This is a genomic window from Halolamina pelagica, from assembly GCF_900115675.1.
In the GTDB taxonomy this organism is placed as follows: domain Archaea; phylum Halobacteriota; class Halobacteria; order Halobacteriales; family Haloferacaceae; genus Halolamina; species Halolamina pelagica.
In genome coordinates, this window is sequence record NZ_FOXI01000001.1 from 419,683 (window position 1) to 436,307 (window position 16,625).

Consider the following 16,625-nt stretch of genomic DNA (forward strand, 5'->3'; position numbering starts at 1 on the left):
AATCATGACTGACAACGGCGGTAACGACCGACGACGGGACATCGAGGGGCGAATCAACACGCTCGGCACGGGCAACGGCGTGAGCGGGTCGGAGAGCGGCCGCCGGTCCGACGACGCCGACGAGTCCGAGGGGATCGTCGCGGGCGCTTCGGTGACCGAGGAGGCCGACGATGAACCCGAAACCGCCGAAAACCGCGGCAACGGCGCGGCGGACGACGCGGACGGCGACGACGAGACCCAGGCGGCCACGACCGAGCACGACGGCGACGCGGCCGAGGAGCGTGACGACGACGGCTCCTTCGAGACTCGCGAGGAGGACGCCGACGAGCGCTCGGCGCTCGAGATCGAGATGGACCAGTTCGTGCGCGCCTTCGCCGCGCGGCGTGCCCACCAGCTCGGCGAGGACAGCCTCGACGAGTACATCGTCGGCTCGGTGAAGGGGTACCTCGCGGGGCTGCTCGGCGGCGACGTGGAGTCGCCCGGGACGCTCAAGCGGCGCGTCGAGGTCGACGCCGACGAGATCTTCGGCGGCCTGCTCGACACCGTCGCCGAGGACGATCAGGACCAGGGCGACGTGGTCGTCGAGGCGATCGCAGAGGCCTACGACGTGCCCGAGGCGGACACGCTGGTCGTCGCCGGCCTGCGGGACCACGAGGCGCTGCTCAACGGCGTCGTCGCGAACAACTCCAACAGCCTCGGCGACGTGTCCGAGGTCGTGCAGGCCGCCGTCGAGACCCGGCTGATCGAGGAGCGCGCCGACTAATTCGCGGCTGACGTTCGACCGCAGTTCGTCGCCGCTGGCGTCCCCGTGGCGCTTCGAAACGACGCTAGCGGGTGCAACTCTCGTGACGTTTCCGGCGACCGCGACAGCGTCTCGATCGTCGACTACTTGCGACCGCACAGCCCTCGACCCTCCCCGGCCTCGGCGGGCGAAGCCCGCCTCCCTCGCGCCGGCTCGCGGCCGCCGCCGCGAACGCTTCGCGCCACTCCGGTCGAAACGCGGTGATCGGCGAGGTCGTCGCCGAACTCGGCCCCCCGACTGACCCGAGGGCGGGAGCCTTATCCCCCATCACCGAGAACGTCGCGGCATGCAACCACGGGACCTCTCCGCCCACGTCGAGTACGTTCCCGGCCGGGGGGTCGAGGAGGTCGCCCGCGACCTCGGTCTCGACCCCGAGGAGCTGGTGAAGCTCTCCTCGAACGAGAACCCACACGGCGCCAGTCCCGCGGCCGTCGACGCCGTCCGCGACGCCGCCGCGGACGTCTCGGTCTACCCCAAGGCCGCCCACACGGACCTGACGGCCGAGCTGGCCGAGAAGTGGGGGCTCTCCACCGACCAGGTCTGGGTCGGCCCCGGCGCCGACGGCGCGATCGACTACCTCTCGCGGGCGATGCTCGATCCCGACGACCCCGTGCTCGTCCCCGACCCCGGATTCTCCTACTACGGGATGAGCGCGCGCTACCACCACGGAGACGTTCGATCCTACGCGCTCTCGAAGGCCGACCAGTTCGCGATGACGGCCGACACCGTCCTCGACGTCTACGACGGCGAGCGCGTCGTCTTCGTCACCTCGCCCCACAACCCCACCGGCGCGACGATGGCCCGCGAGGAGATCGAGGCGCTGCTCGCCGGCGTCGACGAGGAGACGCTCGTCGTCGTCGACGAGGCCTACGGCGAGTTCGCGGAGGAACCCTCCGCGGCGGCGCTCCTCGACGGGTACGACAACCTCGCGGTCCTCCGGACGTTCTCGAAGGCGTACGGCCTCGCCGGTCTGCGGATCGGCTACGCGCTCGTCCCCGAAGCGTGGGCCGACGCCTACGCGAAGGTGTCGACGCCATTCGCCGCCAGCGAGGCGGCACTCCGGGCGGCCATCGCCGCCCTCGACGACGAGGCCCACGTCGAGAAGTCCGTCGAGAGCGCGGCGTGGGCCCGCGAGTACGTCCACGAGCACCTCGACGCGCCGACGTTCGACAGCGAGGCCAACTTCGTGCTCTGTGAGGTCGGCGACGGGAGCGCCGTCGCCGAGGCTGCCCAGGGGCAGGGGGTCATCGTCCGGGACTGCTCCTCGTTCGGCCTGCCGGGCTGTATCCGGGTCTCCTGTGGCACCGAGGACGAAACCCGGCGCGCGGTCGAGACGCTGAACGACGTGCTCGCGGACCTGGAGGCGCCCGAAGCATGACCGACACGGCCGACGACACCGACCTCGCGTTCGACCGCGTCGCGCTCACGGGGACGCCCGGGACGGGCAAATCGACCGTTGCCGAGCAGGTGGGTCGACGCCTCGACGTTCCCGTCCACCACCTCAACGACCTGATCCGTGAGGAGGGGCTCCACGAGGGGAGAGACGAGGAACGGGGTTCGCTCATCGCTGACTTCGACGCCATCGACGCGTACCTCGACGACTGGTCGGGGCTGCTCGACTCCCACCTCGCACACCACTTCGACGCCGACGCCGCGGTCGTACTGCGCTGTCACCCCGACGAGCTGGAGGAGCGACTCCGGGAGCGCGACGAGCCCGAGCCCACGATCGCCGAGAACGCCGAGAGCGAGGCGCTGGACATCGTGCTCAGCGAGGCCGTTCGGGCCTACGGCGAGGGGAGCGTCTACGAGATCGACACCACCGACCGACCGGTCGCGGCGGTCGTCGACGACGTGGTCGCCGTTCTGCGCGGCGAGCGCGAGCCGTCGGCCGGCACGGTCGACTTCACGGGGGCGCTGTGACGCTCGATCAGTACCGCGATATCGCGGACCGCATGCTCGTGCCGTTCGTCGACGCCGCGAGGACACTGGGGCTCAGTCCGGACGGCGTGAGCGTGATCGCGTTCGCCTTCGCCGGCGCCGCGGGCGGCGCGTTCGCGCTCGCCGGCGGGCAGGGGCCGCTGTGGCTCTACCTGGCGGCGAGTTTCTTCGTGTTCGCGAACGGCTGGCTCGACATCGTTGACGGCGCGCTCGCCCGCGAACTCGGCACCGAGTCGAAGGGCGGCGACCTGCTGGATCACGTGCTCGATCGCTACGCCGACGTACTCATCATCGCCGGGCTCGCGGCCGGCGCCGACGCCTACGCGCTGGGCCTGCTCGCGGTGACTGGCGTCCTGCTCACCTCCTACCTCGGCACGCAGATCCAGGCGGTCGGGCTGGGGCGGGAGTACGGCGGTCTGCTCGGTCGTGCGGACCGACTCGCGCTGGTGGGGATCGTCGGCGTCGTCGCCTTCGTCCTGCCGGGCGAACTCGCCGTCGGTTTCGGCGCCGTGGAACTGCTGCTGGTGCTGTTCGCCGTCGTCGGCCACCTGACCGCGCTTCAGCGGTTCTGGGGCGCGTGGTCGGACCTCTCCTGATCTCTCGAAACCACTTTACTCCATCCCGACACAGTCTCGCGCGTGAGCGATCTCCGACGGGCGAACCGACGCCTCTGGAACGAGTGGAGCGACGACTTCCAGGCGATCTGGCGTTCGGGCACCGACGAGGGGGAACTCCCGCCGGCGCCCTCGCCGTTCGCCGACGACGCGCCGGGCGGTCCCCAACCGGGGATTCTCGACTCGGTCGAGGGGCAGGCGTACGTCGAACTCGGCTGTGGCGGCGGGCAGGGCAGCGTCGGCACCGCCGAACTGGGCGCCGACCCCGTCGTCGGCGTCGATTTCGCGGGCGATCAGCTCCAGTACGCGAGAGAACTCCGGGAGGAGTACGGCGTCGACGCCCAGTTCGTGCAGGGCGACGTGACCGACCTCCCGCTCCCGGACGATCGATTCGACGTGGCGTCCTCCGAGGCGGCGTTCCAGATGGTTCCCGACCTCGACACCGCGCTCGGGGAGGCCCACCGCGTGCTCCGCGAAGGGGGCGTGTTCGTCCTGAGCGTCCCGCACCCACTGAACGAGGCGCTGGAAGCGGAGTCGGGCACTGTCGGGGGCGACTACCTCGACCCCGGTCCCCGGGAGATCACCATCGACGAGGAGTACGACGAGGTGCTCCGGACGTTCGACCGGTCGATCGCCGACCTCCACGGCGCGCTACTCGACGCCGGCTTCGCGGTGCGGCGACTGATCGAACACCAGCGCCACGCGGTCGAAGCGAACGAGCCCGAGGAGACGGACCTGCCAGAAGTACTGTGGCGAGTCCCCCAGAGCGTGCGGTTCTGGGCGGTCGCGCGGTGAGAGTCGTCGTCGCTCCCGCTACTCCAGACTCAGGCCGGCGTGCCAGCGATCCGCGCCAGCCTCGGCCTTCACCTCGTCCATCTTCGCGAGCAGTTTCACGGCGAGGCTGGCCGTCTCGGCGGCGACGGACTCGCCCTCGGTCATGAACTCCCCGGTCGTGCGGTTCGCGAAGACGGAGCAGACCGCCCCCGCTCGCAGGCCGTAGACGTTCGCCAGCGTACAGATCGCGGCGGTCTCCATCTCGATGTTGAGCACGTTCGCCTCCTTCAGGTCCTCGACCAGGTCCTCGCTGCCGGCGGCCTCGAAGCCGTCGAACCCCTCGCGGCCCTGCCCGGCGTAGAAGGAGTCCGCGGACATCGTGAGGCCGACGTGGTAGTCGTGGCCGAGTCGCTCCGCGGCGGCGACGAGCGCGGCGACGACCTCCTCGTCGGCGACGGCGGGGTAGTCCTCGCGGACGTACTCCTTGCTCGTGCCCTCCTGCCGGACCGCGCCGCGGGTGATGACGAGGTCACCGACCTCCATCTCGGGCTGGATGGCGCCGCAGGAGCCGACACGGATGAACGTGTCCGCGCCGATACGGGCGAGCTCCTCCACGGCGATGGCGGCGGAGGGAGAGCCGATACCGGTCGAGGTGACCGAGATGTCGGCGCCGTCGTAGGTCCCCGTCGCGGTACGGTACTCGCGGTGGTGAGCGACCGCCTCGTGGTCGTCCCAGAGCGGGGTGATCTTGTCGAGGCGCTCGGGGTTGCCCGGGAGCAGGACGGCGTCGGCGACGTCGCCGGGTTCGAGTTCGACGTGGTACTGCATCTCGTCGGACATACCCCCGTGGTTCTGGACTCCCGAGCGTAAGGCTGTCGTTCGCCCCCGGCTGTGGTCGGCGTCGGCGGGGATCAGACCCCGGCCAGCAGTCTCTCGAAGAACCGGTCCTGGTTCGGCTGGTCCTCGCGTTCGTCGCGGTCGTCGGCCAGATCCAGCCAGCGCAGCACGACCACCAGCTCGTGCTCGGGATCGACCCAGACGACGTTCTGTCCGTGGCCGAGGAAGGCGTAGGCCGACTCGGGCGCCGACGGCCAGAGCGTTCGGTTCGTGTTGAGCCAGAGGAGGTAGCCGTAGTTCTCGTACACGTCACACGGTTCGGTGGCCTGCTCGACCCACGCCTCGCTCAGCAGGCGCTTGCCGTCCCACTCGCCGTCGTTCAGGAGGAGGTGGCCGGCCCGCGCGAGGTCCGCCGTCGAGGACCAGAAGCCGCCGCCCCAGTGGCCGCCGCCGGAGACGGACTCCATCGTTCGCCCCTCCACGTCCACCTTGGAGTTGTAGTACCCGTGCCACTCCCAGGTTCGCGAGGCGCCGATGGGGTCCATCACCTCGTGGGCGAGCACGCGAGGCAGGGGTTTGGCGTGCAGCCGCAGCAGCGAGAGCGCGAGGCGGTTGATCCGCACGTCGTTGTACTCCCAGAACGCACCTGGCTCTTCGAGTTCCCGAGGCTGGTCCTTCCCCGGGCCCTCGGTCTTGCCGACGCCTCGGTTGCGGTCGACGCTGTCCGGGCGGTCGAACAGTTCGCCCTCCCACTCGGAGGTCTGCTGGAACAGGTGCTCCCAGGTGATCTGGGAGTTGTGGTCCGAGTTGAAACCGTTATCCGCGATATCTTCTGCCACTCTGTCCTGGAGTTGGAAGCGCCCCTGGTCCCACGCGACGCCGCCGACGATGCTCAAGAAGGATTTCGCACAGGAGAAGCAGTGGTCGACGCGCTCGGTGTCGCCCCACTCGGCGACGACGCGGCCGCTTTTGAGGATCATCCCCGCCGGACCGCCGCGGCGGTCCGGGACCGGGCCGAGGAAGCCGCCGAGTTCGCCCTCTGTCTCGTCGAACGGTTCGAGGTCGGGCATGTGGTACTCGACGGTCTCGTCGGGGGTTCCGTGGGTGAGGTGGAAGGTCACCGCGTCCTCGACGGCGTCGGGGTTGATGCCGGCCGCTTCGGGATCGACGTGGTCGAATCCGCCCTCGTCGTGCGGGTCCGGGAAGTGCATACCCGTAGCTCGTGGGGCGGGGGCAAAAGCGGAACCGTTCCGGGGAGAACCGCCGGCTACAGGACGCCCATCTCGTCCAGCCGCTCTGGGAGGTACGTGTCGGTCACGAAATCCAGCCCCCGGGAGGCCAGCGCCTGCTGTTCGGCCTTCTTCCCGATGTCCAACTGGAGTTCGATCTGCTCCTCCCAGAACTCCGTCTGGAAGCGCGGGTCGTCGAGTTCGGACTCCAGGGCGTTCACGTCCGAGTCCGACAGCGGGTCCGTCGGCAGGTCGTAGTCGACGATGTCCTGCGGGCGAATCCCGACGTACTCGGCCTCCGGCGTCGCCAAGTACTCCGAGAGGTGGGCGGACTTGATCGAGCCGTACGCCACCGAGCCGTAGATCCGGTAGGACCAGGGGTCACCGTCACAGAACACCACGACCGGCAGGTCCAGTTCGTCGTGGAGTCGCTTGGTGAGTCGCCGGGTCGCCCGGGCCGGCTGGCCGCCGAGGTGGACGACGAGACAGTCGTACTCGTCGTCGAAGCCGTTCTCGACGAGCCGGTCGCGCATCCCGCCGGTCTCGACGCACATGACGAACTCCGCGTCGTTGTCGAGGAACTCGATCGTGTCGGTGTCGTTGGGGATCTGGTACCCACCCTGCCCGACGTCCTTCTGACAGTGGATGTCCCGGTCGCCCCGCTGGGTCTGCTCCCGGATGAGGAGCGGGCCCATCACCTTCGCGCCCGACTCCTCGGGGCGCATGTGGAAGTCCTCGCGGGTGGCGCCCGTGACGATCTCCAAGTCCTCGACCAGGTTGTTCGACTCGTCCTGACTGTTGAACTGTGCCTCCTCGTTGTTCCAGGACTCGGAGAGGTAGTAGAGTTCACGCAGGGTCGATGACCGGTCCTCGTCCAACTGGTTCGCGAGGAAATCGATGGTGTAGCTGGCTTTCAGCAGCTTCCGTGCGCCGCTGACCGAGTTCGCGGTGCGCGTCGACTTCCGGTCGCCGTACACCCAGACTTTCTTCTCGGGGTCGTACTCGATGTTGCTCTTGGTCCGGGTGGGCAGCTCCATCCGGGGGATCTCGCCGGCCGCGAACTGGTCGTAGAACTCCGCGGCCAGGTCGATCAGCCGTTCCCGTGCCTCAGCGTCGGTGGTGTCCTCTGTGCTCATGCGTTCACCGTGAGTTTCTCGTCGTCGACGCCGTCGACGGTGGCGTCGGCGTCGGCGTCAGTCGGCAGGCTGTACTCCAGTTCGACCGTCTCGCCCGAACTCACCTCGGGGTTCCAGTTGACGAACCACTCGCCGTCCATCTCGATCGGCTCGACGCCGTCGGGCAGTCCCTCGGGCTCGGCGGAGACGATCTCGGTGACCTCCAGGGCCTCGTTCCGGTCGGAGTGGTTCGCGACCTTCAGCGTCACCGTCTCGCCGTCGCGCTCGCGGTCGACGCCGACGTTGTTCATGATCCGGGCCATCGCCCCCTCGATGTCGGGGTGCTCGCGGCCGGTGACTTCGGCGACCTTCTCGGCCATCTGCGGGAGAATCCGCCCGAGAACGTCCTGTTTCTCCCGGCGCTTGGCCATCGAGCGGCGCTTGTTGAGGTAGGACTTGAGTTCGCGGGCGGCCTCGCGGATCGCGAGTTCGATCTCGTCCTCGATCTCCGGGACCGACGCCAGCGCGTCCTTCGACTCGCTGGTGAAGGGGACGTTCGTCGAGGCGACGTGGATCGAGATGACCGCCGGGCCGCTGGGCATCCCCGAGCCCCCGGGCTGGTCGAGCCCGTAGTTGCGCCAGCCGATGCGCTTGACGACGTTGGTCGTCGCACACGCGCCGCGCTGGTAGACCAGGGGGACGCGGTTGGCGAAGCGAAGCAGCTCCACGCTCCCGTCGGCGGGGATGTCGCCGCCGTAGGCGATGCCGGCCTCGACGACGAACGGGTCGCCGCCGTGGACCTCGGCGTCACGGGTCGAGGCGGCGTAGAAGTCGGCGTCGTACTCCTTGCGCAGGCCGGCCTCGACCAGTTCGGCCGTGATCGGCGCGAGACAGTCCGTCGGCGGCGAGAGGATGTCGGTCTCCCGCATCGCCTCGAGCAGTTCGGAGGCGGTGTCGCGGTCGCCGGCGATCTCGGTCACGTTCGGCGGGTCGTCGGGTACCGTCACCATCCGCGACCAGAGCGCCTCGACGACGTTCTCGCGGGCGGTGTCCCCGAACGTCTCGTCGTCGTACTCCTCGGTGGTGTCGGCGGCCTCGTGGACCAGCGTCGTCAGGTCGTCGAGCGCCAGGCGCATCCGGTTGGAGCCGTCGTCGCCGAGCGCGACGAACCGTTCGGCCAGCCGTTCGGCGAGCCCGTGGACCGCGGCGTCGTCCTTCCGCGTCGAGGTGGCGTCGTCGACGAGTTCGTACAGCGTCGGGGTGAGGCGGTCGAGGTCGCCGTCCGCTTCCTCGCCGTTCTCCTCGACGCCGCCCGTGCCGAACTCGGTGAGTTCGGCCCACGCCGCTTCCACGGCGTTGTCCCGGACCGTCGCGCCGAAGGTCTTGCCCGTGTCGGCCCCCACCTCGTCGGCGACGGTGGCGACGATCTCAACGAGTTGGGAGTAGGTCGTCCGCTCGCGCTCGGTCAGGCTGTTCGCGACGCGCTCGGCGAACGTGTCGGTGGCGTCGGCGCCCTTGTTCGAGACGGCCTCGCGGAGCGCGTCCTCGATGTCGGCCCCCACGTCGGCAGCCGGCGCGCCGTTGCGGGCGGGCCAGCCGAGCTCCCGGCCGAAGTGGCGGTCGCGGAAGCTGTCGACGACGCTGTCGGCGGTCTTCTTGCCGACGCGGGTGAACTCCTCCTGCATGAACCCCGAGACGGAGTAGGAGTCCGTCGCGTCGAGCATCTTGATCAGCGTCCCGAGTTCCACGCCGTGGGGGTGGGGACGGATCTCCTCGGTCTCGGCGGGGAGCTGGTCGGTCGCGCGCTCGAACTTCAGCGGTTCGTCGAGCCCCGGCTCCCGGAGTTCGATCCGGGCGTGGGGGTTGACGACTGCGGTGTGTTTGATGTAGTCGTGGAGCTGGCTCCGGGCCCGCATGTTGGCCTCCATCTCCAACTCGATGCGGGTGCCGTGACTGCGGTCCCAGGAGGTGGTCTCCGCGGTCCCGATCTCCGGCTCGTTGGTGTCCGTGTCGATGATGAGTTCGAAGTACTCCGCGTCGGCGCTGCCCTCGGTACGGGAGGTGATCTTCGCGGGCTTGCCGGAGGTGAGCTGGGAGTAGAGCACGGCCGCGGAGATCCCGATCCCCTGCTGGCCGCGGCTCTGCTCGCGCTTGTGGAACCGGGAGCCGTACAGGAGCTTCCCGAACACCTTGGGGAGCTGTTCCTTGGTGATCCCCGGCCCGTTGTCCTCGACGACGAGCCGGTAGTAGTCGCCGACCTCCCGGATCTCGACGTAGATGTCCGGCCGGATGCCGGCCTCCTCGGTCGCGTCGAGGGCGTTGTCGACGGCCTCCTTCACGGCCGTCACCAGCCCCCGGGCGCCCGAGTCGAACCCGAGCATGTGTTTGTTCTTCTCGAAGAACTCGGCGATGGAGATCTCGCGTTGCCCCTCGGCCAGTTCCTCGGCCGTGGTGGCGCCCTCGCCGAGTGTCGTCTGCTGCGAGGTCATTCTGTAGGTGGCCTACCCGGCCGTCACGTAAAGTCCCTTCCGTAGCTCGGTGAAACTGAAACTCCGCGTGGGCGACTGGTTCAGTCGGTCGATGCGGCGTCGACGACAGCGCGATCCGACCGGGGCTCGGGATGTACCGTCGACGAGCGCTCGGCGAGTCTCGCGCGCGCCCCGATTCGGCCGTGTTTCACCCCCGCACGGCCGGCCCCAAACTCACTTTTCCGAACCGTCGAATCGCTTTCGGTAATCCCGAACTTCCCTATGCAGTCTGCGATTTTCTCTTCGCGCGCTCGCCCGCGCGTGCGAGCCCTTTATCCGGCGGGACCGCCTCTCGGATAGTACGCGCTATGTCAGAAGAGAACGCCGACTACGGCGCGGGCCAGATCCAGGTCCTGGAGGGTCTCCAGGCCGTTCGGAAACGCCCCGCCATGTACATCGGGTCCACCGACGACCGTGGGCTCCACCATCTCGTCTACGAGGTCGTCGACAACGCCATCGACGAGGCGTTGGCCGGACACTGTGATCACATCGAGGTGAGTATCCACGACGACGGCTCCGTCTCCGTCACCGACGACGGACGGGGGATCCCCGTCGACACGCACGAAGAGTACGACCGCCCCGCACTCGAGGTCATCATGACCGTCCTCCACGCCGGCGGGAAGTTCGACAACAAGTCCTACCAGGTCTCCGGCGGCCTCCACGGCGTCGGCGTGAGCGTGGTGAACGCGCTCGCCTCGCGCCTGACCGCCGAGGTCAAACGCGACGGCGCCGTCTGGCGCCACGAGTTCGAGCGCGGCGAACCGCAGGGCGACATCGACCGCGTCCGTGACCTCGAGGCCGACGAGAGCACCGGGACCACGATCCGGTTCTGGCCCGACGAGGAGATCTTCGAGACCACCGACTTCGAGTTCACCACGCTGGAGAGCCGGCTCCGTGAACTCGCCTTCCTCAACAGCGGCGTCCGCATCCAACTCACCGACGAGCGCCCCGAGGAAGCCGAAGACGGCGAAGTTCGCTCGGAGACGTTCCGCTACGAGGGCGGGATCCGGGCGTTCGTCCGCTTCCTCAACGAGACCAAGACCCCGATCCACGAGGACGTGGTCTACTTCGAGGACGAGGAGCAGGGGATCCAGGTCGAGGTGGCGATGCAGGCCACCGACGAACTCCAGGGCTCGGTCCACAGTTTCGCCAACAACATCAACACCCGCGAGGGTGGGACCCACCTGACCGGGTTCAAGACGGCGCTCACCCGCGTCGTCAACGACTACGCCAACGAGGAGGGCCTCATCGGCGACGTCGACGGCAACCTCAAGGGCGAGGACGTCCGCGAGGGGCTGACCGCCGTGGTCTCGATCAAACACCCCGACCCGCAGTTCGAGGGCCAGACCAAGACCAAACTCGGCAACAGCGAGGTCCGGGGCATCGTCGAGAGCACGGTCCACGAGGGGCTGGGCACGTACCTCGAAGAGAACCCCGACACGGCCGAGAAGATCGTCGCCAAGGCCGCAGAGGCCGCGAAGGCCCGGCAGGCCGCGAAGAAGGCGGAGGAGCTCACCCGCCGGAAATCGGCGCTCGAGTCGACGGCGCTGCCCGGGAAGCTCTCGGACTGTCAGAGCCGCGACCCGGAGAACGCCGAACTGTTCGTCGTGGAGGGCGACTCCGCTGGCGGCAGCGCCAAGCAGGCGCGTGACGCCGCGTTCCAGGCCGTGCTCCCCCTGAAGGGGAAGATCCTCAACGTCGAGAAACACCGGCTCGACCGGGTGCTGGAGAACGACGAGATCCGCGCGCTGATCACCGCCATCGGGACGGGCATCGGCGACGAGTTCGACATCGAGGAGGCCCGGTACCAGAAGATCATCATGGCGACCGACGCCGACGTGGACGGCGCCCACATCCGGACGCTGCTGCTCACCTTCCTCTACCGGCACATGAAGCCGCTGCTGGAGGCCGGCTACGTCTACGCGACCAAGCCGCCGCTCTACCGGGTCCGCTACCGCGGCGAGACCTACGACGTGATGACCGAGGCGGAACGGGACCAGGTTGTCGAGGAGGTCTGTAACGGCAACCCCTCGCAGGTCCAGCGGTTCAAGGGGCTGGGGGAGATGAACCCCGAACAGCTCTGGGAGACCACGATGAACCCGGAGAACCGGGTGCTCAAGCAGATCACGCTCGACGACGCCGCCGCCGCCGACAAGATGTTCTCGGTGCTGATGGGCGACGCCGTCGAGCCGCGAAAGCAGTTCATCAAGGAACACGCTGAGGACGCCGAGTGGGTGGACATATGAGCACGGATGTACCCGACGACGGGGACGCCGACGCCGAGCGCATCGAGCACGTCCGCGTCGAAGACGAGATGGAGCAGAGCTACATCGACTACGCGATGTCGGTCATCGCCGGCCGCGCGCTGCCGGACGTCCGGGACGGCCTGAAGCCGGTCCACCGCCGCATCCTCTACGCGATGCACGAGGACGGCATCACCGCCGGCTCCGGCCACCGGAAGTCCTCCTCCATCGTTGGGACCACCATGGGGGACTACCACCCCCACGGCGACAGCGCGATCTACGACGCGCTGGCCCGGATGGCGCAGGACTTCTCGATGCGGGCGCCGCTGGTCGACGGCCAGGGGAACTTCGGCTCCGTCGACGGCGACCCGCCGGCGGCGATGCGCTACACGGAGGCGCGCATGTCGCCGATCGCCGAGGAGCTGCTCGAGGACCTCGACAAGGACACCGTGGACTTCGAGAGCAACTACGACGACCGGCTGACGGAGCCGGAAGTCCTGCCGTCGGCGTTTCCGAACCTGCTTGTCAACGGCAGTTCGGGCATCGCGGTCGGCATGTCGACGAACGTCCCGCCGCACAACCTCGGGGAGATCGTGGACGCCACGGTCGAACTGATCGAGAACCCCGAGGCGACCGTCGAGGACCTGATGGAGCACGTCCAGGGGCCGGACTTCCCGACGGGCGCGAACATCGTCGGCCGCAACGGCGTCCACAAGGCGTACAAGACCGGCCGCGGGCGGCTCCGCCTGCGCGCCCGCTTCGAGACCGACGAGGAGGCGGGCCGCATCGTCGTCACCGAACTCCCGTACCAAGCCAACAAAGCCCGCCTCATCGAGCGAATCGCCGACGACGTGAACGAGGGCGAGATCGAGGGGATCCGCGACCTGCGCGACGAGTCCGACCGCGACGGCATCCGCATCGTGATCGAGCTCAAGCGCGACGCGATGGTCGATGTGGTGAAGAACCAACTGCTCGAGTCCCACCTCGAGACCACCTTCGGCGTGATCAACCTCGCGCTGGTCGACGGCCAGCCGCGGGTCCTCGACCTCAAGGAGACCCTCGAGGAGTACATCAAGCACCGCCGCGAGGTCGTCCGACGGCGTAGCCAGTACGACCTCGCGGCGGCCGAGGACCGCGCCCACATCCTCGAAGGTCGGCTGAAGGCGCTGGAGAACGCCGAGGACGTGGTCGAGGCGATCCGGAACAGCGACGACCGCGACGCCGCCAAGGCGATGCTCCAGGAGGAGTGGGGGTTCAGCGAGGAGCAGGCGGCCCACGTCGTCCGGATGCAGCTCGGCTCCCTGACCTCGATGGAGCGGGCCTCCATCGAGGAGGAGTACGAGGACGTGCAGGCGACGATCGACCGCCTCGAGACCATCCTCGACAGCGACGAGGAACTCGACGCCGTCATCGTCGACGAACTCGAGGAGATCTCCGATGAGTACGGCGACGAGCGCCGCACCGGCTTCATCGAGGACTCGGGCACGGTCACCCACGAGGACCTGATCCCCGAGTCCGAGCAGGTCGTCGTGATGACCGAGGACGACTACATCAAGCGGATGCCCCTCGAGGTGTTCCGCGCCCAGAACCGCGGCGGGAAGGGGATCATCGGCACCGACCTCAAGGAGGGCGACGCCGTCGCCTCGGTGTTCGTGGCCAACAGCCACGACTACCTGCTCTGTTTCACCAACCACGGGCAGGTGTACAAGCTGAAGACCTACGAGGTGCCGGAGATGTCCCGAACCGCCCGCGGGAAGTCCGCGGTCAACCTGCTCGACCTCGACGACGACGAGCAGATCGAGGCCGTCGTCAACACCGCCGACGTCGAACACGACGGCGAGGACGACGACGAGCAGTTCCTCACGATGGTCACCCGCGGCGGCTACATCAAGCGCAGCGGCGTCTCGGAGTTCCAGAACATCCTCTCGACGGGGATCCGCGCGATCACCCTCGAGGACGGCGATCGACTCGCCGACGTGGAGGTCACCGACGGCAGCCAGGACGTGGTGATCGCCAGCCGCGACGGGATGTCGATCCGGTTCGACGAGACCGAGGCCCGTGCGATGGGGCGGACCGCCCGCGGCGTCCGGGGCATCGACCTCGAGGGCGAGGACGAGGTCGCCGCCGTCGCCGGCATCGACGAGTCGTCCAACTCGTGGCTGCTGACCGTGACCGAGAACGGCTACGGGAAGCGCTCGGACCTCGACGCCTATCGGGTCCAGTCCCGCAACGGGAAGGGGCTGATCGACATCAAGACTAACGAGCGAAACGGCGGCGTCACCGCGCTCCACGCCGTCGGGCCGGGCGACCACCTCGTGACGATGAGCGAGGCCGGCCAGATCATGCGCTGTCCGGTCGAGGACCTCTCGATCGTCGGCCGGAACACGATGGGCGTGAAGGTGATGGAGCTGGAGGCCGACGACGGCGTCGCCGCCGTCGACGTGATCGACGCCGAGCGAGTCGAGGACGAGGAGTAAGTCGCCCCACCGTTCTCCGTTTTCACTTCCCCCGCCGTCTGCACAGCCCGAACAGTACAGAATTTTTGAGAAGTTCGAACGGTCCACCTGCGGTCGAGTGGTTCGACCGTCCGAACCGTCACTCGGGGGTGCGAACGGAGCCGATCCGGATCAGCGGCGTTGCGAGCCCGCTCGCGCCGGCGGCGACGACGATCGCGGCCATCCCGAGCAGCACCGCGACGGGGCCGAACGCCTCGACGAGCGGCCCCGCGAGCGCGATCCCGATCGGCGCCGCGCCGGTGATCCCCAGTCGCATGACTGACAGCACCTTGCCGCGCTGCTCGTCGGGAACGGTCGCCTGGATGTACGTCGTCAGCGGGACGTTCAGGAACGGGTTCGCGCCGCCGGCAAGAGCCATCCCGGCACAGGCGGCCGCCAGCGGGAACGAGACGACCGTGGGGAGCCACGCAGCGAGCGCGAGACTACTGCCCGTGAACACCGTCGCCGAAACCATGACGGCGCCACGGCGGGCGTCGACGACCTCGCGAACCGGCCCGATCAGGAGGTTCCCGACGAGCGTCCCCGCGAAGTACGACCCCAGCAGGAAGCCGTAGGTCACGCTCCCACCGCCGACCACGAGGGCGGCGAATATCGGGAGCACGACGACCAGCGGGACGAACGCGAAGTCGACGAACACCCCCATCGCGATCACCGAGAGCAGCGCCGGGCTCGCCCGGACGAACTCGATCCCCTCACGGGCCTCCGCGAGCAGGGGCGGCGAAGCCTCGTCCGTCCCGCGCTCGGTCACGCCCGCCGTGGCGGGCACGGCGAGCAACACAAGCGCCGAGAGCAGGAACGTTCCGGCGTTGATGTAGAACGCGAGGAAGGAGCCGCCGACACCGACGATGACGCCGCCGAGCGCGTAGAACAGCCGGGAGGTCGACAGCGTGAGGTTGTTCAGCGAGTTCGCGGCGTCGAGGTCCGCCTGCGGGACCAGCCGCGGAATCATCGCCTGTTGGGCGGGCCCGAAGAACGTCTCCATCGTGCCCGCGATCAGCGCGACGGCGATGACGACCGGGACGAGGTACGGCCCGTCGCCAACGATCGGGATCGAGAGCGTGACCACTCCGCGGATGGCCTCGGTGGCGACGAGGAGGTACTTCCGGTTGACGCGGTCGACGACGACGCCGGCCGGGATCGAGAGCAGCACTCCCGGCGTGAAACTCGCCAGCGCGACGAGCGTGACGAGTCGCGGGTCGCCGGTCACCTCGTACACGATCCAGATCAGCGCGATCTCGTGGATGCTGTCACCGATCCGGGTGATCAGTTGCGCGAGCCAGAGCGCCGCGAACCCCCGCTCCCGGAGGAGCGCGCGCATCAGTCCCTCTCGGCCAGAAGCATCCCCTCGACGTACGCGTCGACGGCCGCCTCCGTCTGGGGCTTCGCTTCCGGTTCGTCGAGAGTGAGGTCAGCTTGGACCGCTCCCTGGAGTGCGTACCGGAGGAACCGGGCGGTCGCTTCGGGGGACACCTGCCTGAACTCGCCCGCCTCGATCCCGTCCCGGACGATCCCGGCGAGGGTCGCCTGCAGTCGCTCGGAGAACGCCGTCAGCACCGCCCGGTAGCGCTCGTTGCGGGCCGCAGCGGCCGCCAGTTCGACGAACGCGACGTTGAACCGAGCGTGTTCGTCGTCCGCCGGGATCGAGAGCTGCGCGTCGACGAACCGCCGTAGTCGCCGTTCGGCGCTTCCGTCCCCCAGCGTCTCGAGCCACTCGGTCTCCTGCTCGTGAACCCACTCGAGGAAGGCGACGACGAGGTCGTCCTTGGTGTCGTAGTGGTAGTGGACGAGCGACTGGCTGCAGTCGGCCTCGTCGGCGACGCGCTGGGTGGTCAGGTTCGCGAACCCCCGCTCCGCGAGGACCCGGTAGGTCGCCGCCATCAACTGCTCGCGGGTGTCGGTGCCGGACGTATCGGAACTCATACTGTCTGAGTACTCACTCAGTAACGATAAACGTACTGATCAGACATTTAGCCACCGCCGGCCCTCGGTCGAGCGACCCTTGTCGAGAAAGTTACTTCCCGTCGCCGCC

The 16,625-nt window shown here is 68.6% G+C and carries 13 protein-coding genes; 7 read left to right on the forward strand and 6 right to left on the reverse strand.

The features are described from left to right. Window positions 1-4 precede the first annotated feature (4 nt). From BMZ83_RS02175 to BMZ83_RS02195, 5 genes are all read left to right on the forward strand, one after another. Complete coding sequence (locus BMZ83_RS02175) at window positions 5-763, forward strand: hypothetical protein (RefSeq protein WP_074875139.1); 759 nt, start codon at window positions 5-7, stop codon at window positions 761-763. Between the two features lie 325 nt (window positions 764-1,088). Beyond that, entirely contained in the window at window positions 1,089-2,180 is a 1,092-nt protein-coding gene (hisC, locus tag BMZ83_RS02180) for a histidinol-phosphate transaminase (protein ID WP_074875141.1), read from the forward strand. Next, complete coding sequence (locus BMZ83_RS02185; protein ID WP_074875143.1) at window positions 2,177-2,722, forward strand: adenylate kinase family protein; 546 nt, start codon at window positions 2,177-2,179, stop codon at window positions 2,720-2,722. Before hisC ends, BMZ83_RS02185 begins: the two co-directional genes overlap by 4 nt. Further along, window positions 2,719-3,336, forward strand: a complete 618-nt coding sequence (locus BMZ83_RS02190; protein WP_074875145.1) for a CDP-alcohol phosphatidyltransferase family protein — start codon at window positions 2,719-2,721, stop codon at window positions 3,334-3,336. The genes BMZ83_RS02185 and BMZ83_RS02190 overlap by 4 nt, the downstream gene beginning before the upstream one ends. Window positions 3,337-3,378: 42 nt before the next feature. Then, on the forward strand, window positions 3,379-4,149 hold the full coding sequence (locus tag BMZ83_RS02195) for a class I SAM-dependent methyltransferase (protein WP_074875147.1): 771 nt from the start codon (window positions 3,379-3,381) through the stop codon (window positions 4,147-4,149). Window positions 4,150-4,167: 18 nt separating this feature from the next. On the opposite strand, the gene BMZ83_RS02200 is transcribed toward BMZ83_RS02195, so the two are convergent. From BMZ83_RS02200 to BMZ83_RS02215, 4 genes are all read right to left on the reverse strand, one after another. Further along, window positions 4,168-4,968 carry a nucleoside phosphorylase gene (locus BMZ83_RS02200; protein WP_074875149.1) on the reverse strand — a complete coding sequence of 267 codons (801 nt, stop codon included), beginning with the start codon at window positions 4,966-4,968 and terminating at the stop codon, window positions 4,168-4,170. A gap of 71 nt (window positions 4,969-5,039) precedes the next feature. Beyond that, window positions 5,040-6,176, reverse strand: coding sequence for a serine hydrolase domain-containing protein (locus tag BMZ83_RS02205; protein ID WP_074875151.1), 1,137 nt, complete (start codon window positions 6,174-6,176; stop codon window positions 5,040-5,042). 56 nt (window positions 6,177-6,232) lie between these two features. Then, complete coding sequence (locus BMZ83_RS02210; RefSeq protein ID WP_074875152.1) at window positions 6,233-7,330, reverse strand: DNA topoisomerase IV subunit A; 1,098 nt, start codon at window positions 7,328-7,330, stop codon at window positions 6,233-6,235. Further along, on the reverse strand, window positions 7,327-9,798 hold the full coding sequence (locus BMZ83_RS02215; protein ID WP_074875154.1) for a DNA topoisomerase VI subunit B: 2,472 nt from the start codon (window positions 9,796-9,798) through the stop codon (window positions 7,327-7,329). The genes BMZ83_RS02210 and BMZ83_RS02215 overlap by 4 nt, the downstream gene beginning before the upstream one ends. A gap of 347 nt (window positions 9,799-10,145) precedes the next feature. On the opposite strand from BMZ83_RS02215, the gene gyrB reads away from it, so the two are divergent. Together gyrB and gyrA are read left to right on the forward strand one after the other, a co-directional pair. Then, on the forward strand, window positions 10,146-12,083 hold the full coding sequence (gene gyrB, locus BMZ83_RS02220) for a DNA topoisomerase (ATP-hydrolyzing) subunit B (protein WP_074875156.1): 1,938 nt from the start codon (window positions 10,146-10,148) through the stop codon (window positions 12,081-12,083). Further along, window positions 12,080-14,557, forward strand: coding sequence for a DNA gyrase subunit A (gyrA, locus tag BMZ83_RS02225; RefSeq protein WP_074875158.1), 2,478 nt, complete (start codon window positions 12,080-12,082; stop codon window positions 14,555-14,557). The genes gyrB and gyrA overlap by 4 nt, the downstream gene beginning before the upstream one ends. Window positions 14,558-14,675: 118 nt before the next feature. On the opposite strand, the gene BMZ83_RS02230 is transcribed toward gyrA, so the two are convergent. Together BMZ83_RS02230 and BMZ83_RS02235 are read right to left on the reverse strand one after the other, a co-directional pair. Beyond that, entirely contained in the window at window positions 14,676-15,914 is a 1,239-nt protein-coding gene (locus BMZ83_RS02230) for an MFS transporter (RefSeq protein WP_074875160.1), read from the reverse strand. After that, a complete protein-coding gene (locus BMZ83_RS02235; RefSeq protein ID WP_074875162.1) occupies window positions 15,914-16,516 on the reverse strand; it encodes a TetR/AcrR family transcriptional regulator in 603 nt (200 codons plus the stop codon). Before BMZ83_RS02235 ends, BMZ83_RS02230 begins: the two co-directional genes overlap by 1 nt. Window positions 16,517-16,625 lie beyond the last annotated feature (109 nt).

Bases quoted from the DNA above. Each gene is read 5' to 3' on its own strand.
- BMZ83_RS02175 (WP_074875139.1), top strand. From the start codon at position 5: ATGACTGACAACGGCGGTAACGACCGACGACGGGACATCGAGGGGCGA.
- BMZ83_RS02185 (WP_074875143.1), top strand. From the start codon at position 2,177: ATGACCGACACGGCCGACGACACCGACCTCGCGTTCGACCGCGTCGCG.
- hisC (WP_074875141.1), top strand. From the start codon at position 1,089: ATGCAACCACGGGACCTCTCCGCCCACGTCGAGTACGTTCCCGGCCGG.
- BMZ83_RS02200 (WP_074875149.1), bottom strand. From the start codon at position 4,968: ATGTCCGACGAGATGCAGTACCACGTCGAACTCGAACCCGGCGACGTC.
- BMZ83_RS02210 (WP_074875152.1), bottom strand. From the start codon at position 7,330: ATGAGCACAGAGGACACCACCGACGCTGAGGCACGGGAACGGCTGATC.
- BMZ83_RS02230 (WP_074875160.1), bottom strand. From the start codon at position 15,914: ATGCGCGCGCTCCTCCGGGAGCGGGGGTTCGCGGCGCTCTGGCTCGCG.
- gyrB (WP_074875156.1), top strand. From the start codon at position 10,146: ATGTCAGAAGAGAACGCCGACTACGGCGCGGGCCAGATCCAGGTCCTG.
- gyrA (WP_074875158.1), top strand. From the start codon at position 12,080: ATGAGCACGGATGTACCCGACGACGGGGACGCCGACGCCGAGCGCATC.
- BMZ83_RS02235 (WP_074875162.1), bottom strand. From the start codon at position 16,516: ATGAGTTCCGATACGTCCGGCACCGACACCCGCGAGCAGTTGATGGCG.
- BMZ83_RS02205 (WP_074875151.1), bottom strand. From the start codon at position 6,176: ATGCACTTCCCGGACCCGCACGACGAGGGCGGATTCGACCACGTCGAT.
- BMZ83_RS02215 (WP_074875154.1), bottom strand. From the start codon at position 9,798: ATGACCTCGCAGCAGACGACACTCGGCGAGGGCGCCACCACGGCCGAG.